Genomic DNA, 13,631 nt, shown 5'->3' with positions numbered 1-13,631 from the left:
GAATAACTAACTATATGACATCCTCTTCAACCTTTCAGAGCCCATAGCAGCTTATCGGTCGAAACAGCACACTCAGCACACCGTTTGATGGCTCCAGCAAGATTGACCACTCTGGCTAACTCAGTTGCTCCTATTGATTGGGGGAGTAGCTCACATTGCAAACGGGGTGGGTGTATCAAAAAGACGGTGAGACAACCCCGAGGCTTGATCGTGACGTGCGTTTACTAACTCTGCAAACGGTCGCAAGAGTTATTGCAAAGTGGTTAGATGGATCATCATGACCAAACAATCGGAACCACTTTCTATCTCTGAGCAACTCGCTGGTGATTATCAATCTGTCTTCAGAAACAAGAATCTCATTGAACCAGAGACAATCGTCAATGAAGACCGTATCGTCGGCCGAGACGAACAACTGCATCTGATTATAAATACACTCAAGCCGGCACTTCACAATGAGCATCCAGAAGATATGCTACTTCGTGGACCGTCTGGTACTGGTAAAACGCTCTGTGCAGGCACTGTAGCCAATAAAACAATGGAGATTGGCAGACAGCGAGACATTCAAATAGAATATATTGAGGTTAATGGGAAACATAAAAAGTCAGAGCATGAAGCTGTCCATCAAATTGCGCATTCGCTAGAAGTCAACCTCGATCTTGAACAGACATCAAAACGTGGAGTATCTACTAGTTCAAGGTATGATCGGATTTTCGAGATTGTAAATGACCACCTCAGTCTTGCAATAATCACTCTCGACGAATTAGATCTTTTAGTTGGTGATACTCGATCAAAAGATGAAACCCCTGCATTTTCTGACGTACTTTATAATCTCACTCGATCGAAAAGAATCGGGGATATGGATGGGACGATTTCTCTCATTGCTACTACCAATAGTCCAAAAAGTCTAATGGATGGATTGAATTCTCGGACTGCCAGTACATTCAATCCCTCGGAGATCTCTTTTGATGATTACAATGCATACGAACTAACTGAGATTCTTGACCACCGACGTGACGCATTTCGCGATGGGACACTCGAAGAAGGTGTCATCGAACTCGTGGCTGCAGTCAGTGCACAGGGCGAAGGAGACGCACGATTCGCGATTGACTTGCTTCGGGAGTCAGGAAACATTGTCAATCGTCTTGAAGAAGATGCGATTTCAGAACAACACGTTGAGCAAGCTCGTAGTGAAGTTGAGAAGAATTATGTCCAAGACATAATCCAAAAGGTGTCTCATCAGAAGCAGGTATCACTTCTTTCGACTGCCCTCGTTGCCATCCATGGCGGAAGAGTGCTGGATCAAGAGCCAATGTTACGCTCTAATCGTGTCCCATCGAATGTGGGATATACCCTCTACCGTTGGATCCAAGATCAAACAAGTTCAGAAATGCGCTCAAAGCATAGCTATCTACGGTGGATGCGGGAACTCTCCACCTATGAGGTTATAGAAAATAACCGACGCGGCCGCGGAAACGAACAAGGCATGTTCTCGGAGTACACTTTCCCCCATCTTGACCCAGAATCTGTTGTTAGGATTATTACAAAGGGTGACAAGGTCCTTTCTGAAGTGATTCAGGAAGGGGATATAATCAAATCAATTGTTGAATCAAATTTGAATGAGTTTGCTTCGTAGGAGCCACTACTCCAAGTCAGCTCACATTGCAAATGGGGTCGTATTCTATAATCGTGTCTGGCTATTGTAACGCTCACATTGCAAACGGGGCCACATTCAACAATCATGTCTGATTATTACAACACTCACATTGCAAACGGGGCCACATTCAACAATCATGTCTGATTATTACAACACTCACATTGCAAACGGGGTCGTATTCTACAATTGTACTAGAAACGAACAACCCATCAACCCAAACTATTTTGACCAACTACTGTCAACAAATAGCATGCGGGAAGAGCAGCAACCAGTATCCAGAACGACGATCATCAACCACTAATCACCAACTCAACCATGAGCGATATGCGAGTTAGCCTTCACGACGCACGCGAGAACTGAATCCGACGATAGCGGTCCCAATAGCGAGTAGCCTGCATGGTTTTTCTTCCCGAGAGGTGGTGACGGAGTACAGTCAAACAGCCTCCAAGGAATCAGCTAGTTCACAATAACCATGTCATCAGTCACAGCCACGGGCGACGCCGAAACAAACACAGATGCATCATCCGACGAGCAGCGCCTTCTCAGCCACCTCGCCAAACACCTCATCCATGAGATGGGTGGCGATCTTCCCGTCGAAACGCTTCATCTCCGTGCGACCGATTACTTCGATATCGACGCCGAAGCAGTCCAGAATCTCACCGAAGACGGGGCAGAAGACGGCATCTACCAGATCGAGCGTGGGGACGACACTGCCCAGCGCATCACCGACGTCGAACCTGTCGGGTCGCCACCGGACAAGCTTGGCAGCATTGCTGGTCTCGATATCCAGAGTGACGACGAGCCGGCGGACTTCACGCAACTCGATACCGTGGGCGAGAACATGGCTGAATCGCTGCACGGCGCTGGTTTCGACTCATATGGCGCGCTCCACGCGGCCACGCCAAATGATCTGACCGACATCCCGACGATGACACAGAGCAAGGCCCAGATCGTCATCGATCAAGCCGGTCAGCACATTCCGACCGAGAAGATGCTCGCGTCCGAGGCGCTCGAACGCTATCAGAACCACCTCGACGAGTACGACGGCCAGCACGCAGTCGTCCAAGACATTCTGGAAGTCTCTCAAGATGTCGGCGATCCGCTTGCCCTCGATCCGACTGTTTCCTCAGACGAGACCCACTACAAGGGGTTGCTCGTTCTCGAAGATACCGGCCATCCAAATCTGGTGCGAGCGAACGAGTTCCCCCAGCATGATGGTGAACCAATCCCACCGAAGACGACAGACATCGGCCATATCGGATTGAATACGCTTGAGGCTACTGCCCAGAAGCTCGCTCGCGGCAACATGGGACTCCGGCTGGTCGGCCCGCACGGCTGTGGGAAGAACTATCTGTTACGATATCTCCACTACAAGACCAATCGCGTGCTGGTAAGCGTTGACGCCGACTCGTCGATGCTCGCTCAGGACATGCTGGGTGTCTCGACAGTCAACGAAAATCGCGTCGTCGTGTTCCGTGATGGCGTCGTCACCAAATTAATGAAGCACGGCGGCACCATCGTCATCAACGAAGGCAACGTCGTTCCGGCGGGCGTGATGATGGCACTTCAGAAGATTCTGAATCAGAACGTGCTCACGGTGAAGGAGTCCGGCGAGGAGATCGTCCCCCATCCAGCAGCGCGAGTCGTCATCACGATGAATCCGCCGACGCGGGAATATCGCGACAGCGAGCCGTTCAATGCCGCGACCCGCGACCGGTTCCAGACCATCTACTTCGATTATCTCGATGACGACGATGAAATCGCGTTGCTCGACCAGATGGCGAATGGTGATCGACTCCGCGTCAAGCGTGACGACATCAAGCGGATGGTCGAGTTCGCTGGTGCAACTCGCAACAACGACACATGGCCGACGGTCTCAACACGAAAGCTCGAACACGCTATCGACTGGATCGACGAGGGTGCGAGCGTTCGTGGCGCGCTCAAGCACGTCACGAAGGCAGCCGCCGAACCCCATCAGAATCCAGCCGATACCCACGAGAAAATCGAGGATGTCTAGCGATGGTGGGATGTCAAGATCAAGAGCACGCGGAACGAATGGTCCGGGGGATGTACAGGGCGAAGCGTCTTGATATCGGAGACCGATATTGTCGAGATTGTGGTGCCACAGCAACCGGTTCGGTATGGAGAGTAGCAAGCGATGAAATATGGTTCGCCTGCGAACACGGCCATCTCACCCGCCTTGATTATGATTGACAAGCTTTCAACTCGTGAGAAACACATGGCTATCTCAGTACCGAGTCGGTGGCTTATCTATGTCGTCGTATTGATGATAGTCGCTGGGTCCATTGGATTCATCGGTATGGGGAGTGCCCAGCAAACGCCAAACGCGACGGCGAATACGACCACGACTACAGGTGGGCAGAATACGCAGACGACGAACGGGACGACAACGAGTATCGAGACGGCCGCTCGTTCACCGACGCCGGCACCAGACACAAACGACGAATGGAAAAACGCAGCACCAGTCGGTACTGATCGAGCTGCCAACGAGACGCTCCCAATTGGTGATCAAGATTGGCATGTGTTCTCGCTCGAATCGAGCGGACATATCACCGTTCGTCTTGTCGCAGGCAATCGGACGAACATGAGCGGATTTCTCTACGACAGTAGCGGTGGTCTCCTCGATAGCACGTATATCGCACCAGGTGAGCAACTCTCGCTGGCCGGTCAAGCCACTTCCGCAGGCGACTACTACGTGTTCATCCGAAACGAAGCCAACACATCCGGTGCATACGCATTCAGTGTTTCAGTTGCCGAATCTGAGACAGCGGCCGATGATGGTCAACCCCAAACACCAGCTGAAACCAGCAGTGAAAGCGGTCCGGGCTTCGGTCTGCTCGCCGGACTCGCGACGATCATTGGCGCTGGCTTTTTCCTGTTCTTTCGTCTTCTCGGCTTGGCAACTCTACATTACGCTCGCTGACTGGTCAGCGAGCAGTAGGTCATGAGACCGAACGGCGGTTGCCGGTGTAGTCCTGATGTCTTCGTCCCGTGCTCGGTGTTACTCATCTTCCGCCGTGGTTCGAACAAGCTTTCTCGACGTTTGAGTCAGCATTCTCCGACAGCCGCAACGTCGATTCGTTCAAGCACCTCGTGANGTGAGTGGACTCTCCCGAGGGATTTCGCGTCCCGACGCGGACGCGAAATCCCGCAGAGCCTACGACTACTTCTTCGGTGGTGCCGACTGGTCGGCCACCGATCTCGCTCAGCTCCACGCTGAGTACGTCTTTGACCAACTTCAGGTCGGTGCTGGTGACGACGTACTCCTTCACATCGACGATACGTTCGCTCCGAAAACCGGCGACGCCACCGATGGCGTCGCCCGGTTGTACAATCCCGTCGCTGCTGAGACCGAACTNCCGGCGACGCCACCGATGGCGTCGCCCGGTTGTACAATCCCGTCGCTGCTGAGACCGAACTAGGCAACAAGATCGTCACGTCTTGCCTCCAGATCGGCGACGTCTACGTTCCGTATCTCGCGCGGATGTACGTTCCAGAGGATCTCGCACCGGATTTCGACGAACCGTTCAAGAAAAAGACCGAGATCGCCGTCGAAGAGATCGTGACGCCGCTCCAGCTGCCGGCTGGAGCGGCTCTCACAGTTGTTTTCGACGCCGCGTACTACGGTGACGAAAGAGTCGCTACGATCCAAAATCAGGGCCATGATGTCGTCTGTCGGCTGAAATCCGACAAACACGTCTCGCCACAGGGTGTCGTCTGGACCCAACGCGTCGACGCCTTCGCGTCGACGCTGGAGTATGAATCGACAACGATCACCGTTCGTGGGAAGGAGAAAACCTACGACGTCGCGAGCGAGGTCGTCGAAATCGAAGGCGTTGGTCCAGTAAAGGTCGTCGCAAGCCAGACCGAGGACACGATTCGGCACTACTTGAGTACGGATCTCGGCCGGTCAGCGGCCGAGATCCTCGAACGCGTCGAACACAGGTGGAACATTGAGACGGTCCACGAGGAATCGAACGCGAAGTTTGGCTTCAAGCAGTACCAGCTAGAGCGAAAACAGGCAATCGAGCGCTACGTCCAGTTAGTGNGGCGGACTGAGCGTCCGCCTCGATCACGCCAAAGAAGCGTACCTCGTGGAAACGTTGCTCGAAATCAACGACAGGGTTGCCCCGTCGCTCCCGCGAGCGGAACGACGGGAGCAACTACATGAACTGGTGCGTGAGTTCTCATGGACTTCTTTCGCGATTTCGTTTGTTCCAGCTGCCAAAATATATACTCCAGCAAACGATCAATATGGTTTTTATTGGATGTTAGTTCGTAGATCCAGCTATGGTGAAACGAATACAGAGTCTCTGGGGATTTTAGCCACAGTTCGCTGAGTCAAACGATCTTGCCAAGCCGAGTTTCGTCTTGCTCGCAATTCGCTGCAGTCCAAGTGACACCCCTTCCTGCGCAAATTGTCTTTCCGAGTAGTGTTCGCCAGCGAAACAGTTACTTTGCCGGGACTGGATTTCTTTCGATATGAGCAATCAAAACACATCAGAGACGGTTTTTGAGAGCGATGATATCGGTATTGGCGATATAGTGCTCGATCGTGACACCGACCACTCCGACCCGGCAGTCGTCGTGAATACGCCACCAACAACGGCCGACGAATGGAAAGCATACACCAACACGACAGTCGCCGAAGACAATCCCGAATATCCGGCCGACGCGTCGATCATCGTCGTTGCATTTCGAAACGAAATTCTCGACGAACAGCCAGAGATNGACAGTCGCCGAAGACAATCCCGAATATCCGGCCGACGCGTCGATCATCGTCGTTGCATTTCGAAACGAAATTCTCGACGAACAGCCAGAGATGGTCGATCCGGATTCACCGATCCCGCTGGAGGATCTGAATGATGTCGGTATCAAACACTACTCGTTCCCTGCTCCTCGGCTTCGGCGTGGCGATCCTGAGACCGACGATTTCGAGGCTCTCGAAGATCTCGATGACATCGACAGCAACGGCACTGACGACGAATCCGAATCTGAATCTGTAGATGCAACAGCTACCGATCAGGATGCGGGAACGGCGGAGGCGGAGGACACCGCCGACGGGCAAGACCAAGAGCTGCAACAGCAAGAGCAGGAACTAGAACACGAATTGGAGCAGCTCTCGGAATTTCTGCGTGACAACGGTGTCCGTTCCGAAGTCGATGGGAGTGTGGTTGTCGCCGAGAAACTCGGCCAGAGCTACGAGATTACTCCCGATGGGGAGGTCAACGGTGACGGAGCCTTTCAGGATCGTCTCGAACAACTCGCCAGCAAATATAGTTCCTGAACACAGCTACGCCAAACACCTCCAATCGGGTTAGAATAGGCTGATTCCAGCGATATTTCTTCACGGCAGAGGCGTGACCGGCTATGTCATCCTCACACTCTTCCACCCAGTCGGATAGCGCGAGTGCTGCCAGTGATGCGCTCACTCCACCGGCCGAGACGGTTCGCTCGTGTGCAGATCGCGAGCGCCGACTCACCGAATACATCCGTGCGCATACTGGCGAAGATATCGCCGTCCGACTCACGCCACACGTTCCGACTGCGTGTGTCATCCCGACGAGCGAAGAAGCGCTGACCGACTCAGACAACGCCGAATTTTCCGACGACGAAGCTCGGCAACTCGTCGAATCAGTTGACGCCGACTATCTCGTTCTCATCTCGACACACCCAGCGACCGTCGACAATCTCCCGATCGACGACCAGTTGACGGCTGATCGAGCACAACAGTTCGGCTCTGCACTCCACGAACTGGGCCACATCCGCTATACGGCCATCGCAGACGCCGCAGCACGCCTCGAAGACCGCGTGGACGAAGCCCATCAGGAGTTCGTCCACGGCCTCTGGAACGCCTGTGAAGATGCCGCCATCGAAAACCAACTCAGGGTCGATCAGAGCCAGATCGCAGCCGACCGGATCGAGCTCGTCAGGCGCAGCATCAGCACCCACACTGAGGAGTATCAGACCGGAGAATCCTGTGCGTTCACCTTTCGGGACGCCATCGAGACAGCGCTGTACGACGAAGGCATCTACGACACGGGTGTTCGTGATGCTCTCTGCGATCCCGACGACGATCGGGTCGTGTTCGCTGGTGACGCCGACCGACAGGCATACGAGCAGGTCGCCGACAGCATTAACGAACTCGTCGCGACGGTCCTCAGTACGCCCAACTCTGTCGAGCGCATCGAACACATCCTCGACTGGTGGGAGAACGTCGTCAAACCGCTGCTTGATCCGTCCCAACAGAACCAACAGGAATCCAGCCAGCCAGATCCTGATGGAGCCACCGGCGAGTCCAGTGCCGACGCCAGTAGCAGTGACAGTAGTAGTGGGTCATCAGCTGACGGTGAAACCGAGAAACCCACTGACGAGAATGCAGATACAGATCGGTCGTCGGCGGAAGGTGAAGCCGGTCAGACCGGCGAAAGCACTCCGGACAACAATCGGTCGGGAGACGATCCTGACAGCAATAGGCCTGACGAGGGTGTCACACCAGATGAGATGGGTGAGGCAGATAAAAGCGAGGGGTCGGGTCGTTCGGAGGCGGGTGATCAGCCGGACCCGGATGCGATCAACACTGACCAGCGCCAGTCCCATCCAGGAGCGGATGTACTCGACTATCCAGATATTGGTGGCGACGAAGACGCTGACGCGCTTCGCCAGCCCGATCACGACGGCGAAGACGAAGCCGGATCAACCGGAGACGGTGGAGGTGAAGAAGAGTCAGAATCTCAATCACCGAGTGAATCACATGACGACCATCAGGCCACAGAAAGGAATCGTGAAAACGAGAGTACCGCCGATACAGCGGGCGATGCTGGTAGTGAGGACAATGATCGTGAAAACGCCGATACAGTTGGTGGGTCGGACACCGACACCGGTTCAGACGAGGGTGGCGATACTGACCCTACGCCGGATAGCGGCACAGACGCAGGCAACAGCGAGGAGACGCCCGGAGGCGACGATGGACAGTCTTTCCAGAACGATGATTCTGGCGCAAACCCTGACGAGACCACTGACGTAGCTGGTGAGAGTAATGAACAGGGCAGTGAGGATGAATTCGAAGGGCAAACATCAGGGTCACAATCTCAGTCCCAATCTCAGTCTCAGTCCCAGCCCACCGGAAATCCGTGGGGAACCAGCAACGACACGAGTCAGAGCTCGCTCGGGAGCTTCTCCACATCGAGTTCCCAGACTGAGAGCGGAGCATCCGCTTCGGATAGCGATGGCAGCGACGAATCGCCTGTCAACGAATCCGATGCAGAGCGTGATGGCCCATCCACGGACGCTGGTGACGCTAATGAACCAGAGTCGGAGTCAGAATCGGACGAAAGCGACACCGGAGGGAATTCTGGAAACGACACTACCGACGGCGGTGATGAGAGCAGCACTAATGGCGGATCGAACACCGGTAGTGGGAACGACAGTGAGAGCGTCGGCGACGAGGGACCTGCCGAAAGTGGCAGCACCGAGGACGAGAGCCTCAGTCATGAGGATACGGCCGCAGAGGACGGTCGGACAGCGGATACGGACAGCAGCGACACCACAGGTAATGATGGTGACGAAGAGCGTGAGGGCACGTCGAACGAGAGTGCTTCCAATGCAAACGAGCAGCCACCGGCACCAATCCCAACTTACGCAGACGGCAAAGAGAACCTTGATCGCGAGGGAGCACTCGATACCGACCACGAGGCGGCACACGATGAAGCCGAGCGTGCAACGCCCGATGAGACCGCACTCGAACACGAGCTCGAAGACGTTGCCGGTGCGCTCGATGCGCTTGACGAGCAGGACGGCGGTGGGGCCACACCGGGATCGCTATCGGGACTCGCCATCATGCCGGACACAGAGGGGACGAACACCGCCGAGACAGCCGATCGGTGGGGAGACGCCGCTGCCGACGCGGAGTTCGTTGCAGACGCGCTCCGAAAGGCACTGAAAGAGAGTCGCCGGGATGCAGATCGATCCGGCGTCACCAGCGGAACGTTCGACCGGCAACGTGCGGGTGCGCTCGCTCGCGGTGATGTGGGTGCGTTCAGCGTGCGCCAACCCGGTGACGACAAGCAGTACGACCTCGTGATGATCCTCGATCGCAGCGNGCTCGCTCGCGGTGATGTGGGTGCGTTCAGCGTGCGCCAACCCGGTGACGACAAGCAGTACGACCTCGTGATGATCCTCGATCGCAGCGCGTCGATGCGCCAGCATATCGATACCGCTGAAGACGCGCTCGTGCGGTTCGCGCTCGCGTGTGAGGATATCGGCATAAGCGTTGGCGTGATCGATTTCACGCAAGACGAGGCGCGACTAGTCAAACCGTTCAGCGTCGAGTGCGAGCATGTCCGTGAAAGCTTGCTCTCCAAGCAGTATGGTGGCAACACACCGCTTGCCGACGCACTCGGTCTCGGTCGCGAACTCCTCGAACAGCGGCGCAACAGTCCGCTTGTGCTTGTCGTCACCGACGGCAAGCCGGGCGATGCAGACGCCTATCACGACGAGCTCGCCCAATCGTACGCACCCGTCTGTGGGCTCACGCTGGTTCTCGATCAACCCTCGGGAAGTGTACCCGAGAGAGTCAGTCAGAACGAACGGTTCTACGACCGCCACGTGTACATCCACGAGCCGAGCCAGCTTGCCAACCGGCTTGATCAGTTTGCCGTGATGTTCGACGGACTATGATCCTGTAGCCGGGCTGCGGTTTTTCTTTCTGTGTGGAGTGAGACGATTTCCATGTCCAACACACTGGCTTTCGTTGATGGAACAGAACTGGTCCTCGAAACACCTCCGTGGGCGTCCTGGAATCTCGATGTCCACCGGAACGATTCCGGACGCGATGCCGCTCACGCAGTCGATCCCGAAACCCACCGCAATATCGCTATCCACGAACGAGACTGTCTCTACCAACGACGCGAAGTCGCCTCGCGGCCCGGAGATCGGTTGGCAGAATATCGCCGTCTCAAACTTCGTGAGATCGACGTCGATGGGAACGGGAACGTGTGGCTCGAATTCGACGCCGGTGAGCGATATAGCGCGAAAGGCGTTCTCACAACGCTTGAATCGTCAGATCGGACATGGCAACGCCAGACACCACGAGGAATCGATGGATCAGGCTCAACGTGGCGGCAGTGGGAAGACGTACGCGACCGATCAGCCGTTCCAACGCCGCCATCGTGTGCAGCGCTCACCGTCAGCCAAGTCTCAGGAGCTGGCTCACGTGCCCGGATGAACGAGTTTCTGGAAGGTGGTCCAGATGGACTCGTGGATCATACGCTTGGTGGCGTCCACGTCTGGAAAGCCGCATTCGAGGCCACCTACCACAGCGAAACGATCGCCGTGTTGATCCTTTCGACGCCGGCTTCACCACACGTCGATCCGAGCTCGGAAATCGTCATCTCTCGGCTGGCCTGCCATCCAGTACGGCCGCAGAATACCTCGTCGTGGTTCATCGCCCGCGTGAGAGACTGGGCTCGCGACCACGGCTACGATCGGCTGGTTGCCTTCGCAGGTGTCGGAGGCAACGATGGGACTTGCTACGAAGCTGCTGGCTTCGAACTCGAAGAGTTGGTCTGGGCAGACGGGAGTGGCTGGACCAATCGCGATGGACGTGGTGAAGTCGCCAACGGTGATCAGTGGCGGCGTTCAAAGTGGGTGTGCGCGCTTGATTGACATCCTTCATTCGAAGAACCTACTCACCTGTTTTTCCAGTCCGGAGAAACGAGACAGCAACCAACAACTGCTCGTCTTCGACTATATACCCATGTCTTCACAACAGATCCAACCGACAGACGAGAGACTGCCATCGCTTGATCTCCCATCCGGTGCGCTCCCCGTATCGCATCCCAACTACGCTCACGATGTCGAAACCGATCCGCCCGAGATCGAACCAGTCGAGCACCGGTTACGTATCGATTTCATCGATGGGGGTCCTCTAACGCCACATCCACTCCACGGGTCGCACCAGCCGCGTCCGCGCCGGTATGCCGATCGGACGCTCACCGATATCTATCAGGCCGAACAGCGCTACTACCCGTCGCTGCCAGATGGGGAGGAATTTGCAGATGCACCTGCATTCCTGCGCAACGAGCTCGCACCGTACTTCGTGGAGTTGCAGGATATCCAACACCGCCGGTTCGAATGGTATACCGAGCACATCCCGAGAAACCTCGACCAGGTTCTCGATACTGTCGAGAGTCTATATCCCTACGATGCCGGAGGGACGTTCCACGATGTCAACACGTGGATCGGGCTCGTGATCGTAGCCGATGGGACATCCACTGGTGCGTACGCAAGCGAACATGGTCTCGACGAGGAATATGTCGTTCACGAGGGCGATCTCGACGACTGCGCATCGCCTTCTGAGTACGGAATATTGCTCCCAGCACCACTGATCGCTGGCGAATACAACAGCGGGAGTCAGTACTCACTGATCCCGTGGTCGGATGGATTGGTCTGTGCTTGCCCGTACAAACAGAAGCGCCCGTCGCGAGTGATGTGCAAACACGAACTCGCAGCGACGATACGCCTCGCGAACGAAGATGGATACGTGCTGCCAGCCGATGATGGCGTCGATGTCCCCCAACGATCGCGACGGTTCGTTAGTCCGACGATCGCTGCTCAGCACACGCCACGGCCTCCTCGAGAAGAGTGAGGTGGACCGTTGGGTTTTTGTCAAAGGTCAAAGTGAGTTGAATTGATGGAACGTAACTATACTGTGATCGGGATCGCATTTGTTCTGGTCACATCGATCATCGGAGGTGGGGTTTTCCTCGGAAGCCCTTCTTCAGGTGATGCCACAAACGCTGTCCAAGCCGAAGCATCTGAAATGAATGTCGAAAACGTAGAGGTAGTCAATCGCTCAAACGGGATCATTACCGCCAAGGTCACGGTCTCCGGCGAGATGAATGAAAGTCAGCTCAAGCAGGCTCTTTCGAGGATGTACGATGATCGGAAGGTGGCTGTCAGATCCATTCGAATCGAAAACATCAGCGGCAACGTCGCAACAGTGTCGCTCGTAACACGAGGGCACTCAAACTCAGAGACTGTCGAGACGCAGATTCAAGACCAGCTCACGAACCAAAGCGCGGAGAACCAATCAACCCCCCAAGCTAACAACTCATCCGACAGCGACGAGACGATCGATAGAGATCCAAACGCAACCCACTATCAGATCGATTTCGTCAAGGGTGAGCCGATTGAGAACCTTCGTGGTCCCAACGGTACCTATACGAACGACCAACTAATTCGGTTCGCACACGGCAGCAACGAAACGCCGCTCTATCGGTCGTCTGACGGTGAGTTCACCACGAACGAGACGCTCGCAAGATGCGTCGAAAGCACGCCGATTTCCGTCGATGCTGAAAATGATACTGCCACGGTGGCCGTCAGTCTCGCCGAAGGATGCGGGCCGGTCGAACTCTCGCTGGTGAGCTACACGAAACCCGAACCGGTCTGGAGTCCTGAAACAGAGCATCTCCAGGAGTTCGTCGATGCCGATACCCAGACGATCAGGCCAAACGAATCCCAGAATCTGACTGTCGATCTGCCGACCAATACATCTACATCTTCTGTGGGAGCGTCAGATCCGTCCACAACAACCGGAAAGAGTGAGGCCACTACCGAAGGAGCAGAGACAGAAACTACGACCGCTACAGAAGCCGAGACGAATACCGAGAGAGCCACAGAGTCGCCGACAACTACTGAAACGACTGAAGCAGAAGGAGAAGGAACAGCTACACCAACGGAAAACACAGCTGAAACCGGTACTGCAACCACTACTTCAACGGCAGCGGGGATGTCACAATCGACATCTACTACGTCAATTCAAACATCAGCCGAAACCGCAACACCAACTGATACGCCTACTTCAACAGTACGTGTTTAGCGCGGTCCTCTCGTAGATGCCTCTGCACGTGATTCTGGTTGCTCTCCTCCGAGTATCGACGTCAGTTGATCCGGT

At 55.3% G+C, this 13,631-nt stretch carries 9 protein-coding genes; all 9 read left to right on the top strand.

Translation table 11 applies throughout. The features are described from left to right. Positions 1 to 277: 277 nt before the first annotated feature. The 9 genes from C451_RS21220 to C451_RS19155 all read left to right on the top strand — a co-directional run bounded on the left by C451_RS21220 (position 278) and on the right by C451_RS19155 (position 13,556). The gene (locus C451_RS21220; protein WP_152420508.1) at positions 278 to 1,633 is read left to right on the top strand and encodes a Cdc6/Cdc18 family protein; all 1,356 of its coding nucleotides are present in this window, start codon (positions 278 to 280) and stop codon (positions 1,631 to 1,633) included. Positions 1,634 to 2,126: 493 nt separating this feature from the next. Beyond that, positions 2,127 to 3,671 (top strand): AAA family ATPase, encoded by a 1,545-nt coding sequence (locus C451_RS19190; protein WP_080503569.1) that lies wholly within the window; start codon positions 2,127 to 2,129, stop codon positions 3,669 to 3,671. Between the two features lie 141 nt (positions 3,672 to 3,812). Then, a complete protein-coding gene (locus C451_RS19185; RefSeq protein WP_152420507.1) occupies positions 3,813 to 4,598 on the top strand; it encodes a hypothetical protein in 786 nt (261 codons plus the stop codon). A 561-nt stretch (positions 4,599 to 5,159) separates the two neighbouring features. Further along, positions 5,160 to 5,846 carry a transposase gene (locus C451_RS23885; RefSeq protein ID WP_449271513.1) on the top strand — a complete coding sequence of 229 codons (687 nt, stop codon included), beginning with the start codon at positions 5,160 to 5,162 and terminating at the stop codon, positions 5,844 to 5,846. 651 nt (positions 5,847 to 6,497) lie between these two features. Beyond that, positions 6,498 to 6,962, top strand: a complete 465-nt coding sequence (locus tag C451_RS19175; RefSeq protein WP_152420505.1) for a hypothetical protein — start codon at positions 6,498 to 6,500, stop codon at positions 6,960 to 6,962. Positions 6,963 to 7,045: 83 nt separating this feature from the next. Then, a complete protein-coding gene (locus C451_RS19170; protein ID WP_007743277.1) occupies positions 7,046 to 10,354 on the top strand; it encodes a VWA domain-containing protein in 3,309 nt (1,102 codons plus the stop codon). 579 nt (positions 10,355 to 10,933) lie between these two features. After that, a complete protein-coding gene (locus C451_RS22190) occupies positions 10,934 to 11,341 on the top strand; it encodes a hypothetical protein (RefSeq protein WP_152420504.1) in 408 nt (135 codons plus the stop codon). Between the two features lie 91 nt (positions 11,342 to 11,432). Further along, positions 11,433 to 12,323 carry a hypothetical protein gene (locus C451_RS19160; RefSeq protein ID WP_007743275.1) on the top strand — a complete coding sequence of 297 codons (891 nt, stop codon included), beginning with the start codon at positions 11,433 to 11,435 and terminating at the stop codon, positions 12,321 to 12,323. 45 nt (positions 12,324 to 12,368) lie between these two features. After that, entirely contained in the window at positions 12,369 to 13,556 is a 1,188-nt protein-coding gene (locus C451_RS19155) for a hypothetical protein (RefSeq protein ID WP_007743274.1), read from the top strand. The last annotated feature ends 75 nt before the right edge of the window (positions 13,557 to 13,631 follow it).

Origin of the sequence: Halococcus thailandensis JCM 13552, assembly GCF_000336715.1 — an archaeon.
Lineage (GTDB): Archaea > Halobacteriota > Halobacteria > Halobacteriales > Halococcaceae > Halococcus > Halococcus thailandensis.
This window is presented reverse-complemented; position numbering and strand designations above follow the sequence as displayed.

Bases quoted from the DNA above. Each gene is read 5' to 3' on its own strand.
- C451_RS21220 (WP_152420508.1), top strand. From the start codon at position 278: ATGACCAAACAATCGGAACCACTTTCTATCTCTGAGCAACTCGCTGGT.
- C451_RS19190 (WP_080503569.1), top strand. From the start codon at position 2,127: ATGTCATCAGTCACAGCCACGGGCGACGCCGAAACAAACACAGATGCA.
- C451_RS19185 (WP_152420507.1), top strand. From the start codon at position 3,813: ATGAAATATGGTTCGCCTGCGAACACGGCCATCTCACCCGCCTTGATT.
- C451_RS19175 (WP_152420505.1), top strand. From the start codon at position 6,498: ATGGTCGATCCGGATTCACCGATCCCGCTGGAGGATCTGAATGATGTC.
- C451_RS19160 (WP_007743275.1), top strand. From the start codon at position 11,433: ATGTCTTCACAACAGATCCAACCGACAGACGAGAGACTGCCATCGCTT.
- C451_RS19155 (WP_007743274.1), top strand. From the start codon at position 12,369: ATGGAACGTAACTATACTGTGATCGGGATCGCATTTGTTCTGGTCACA.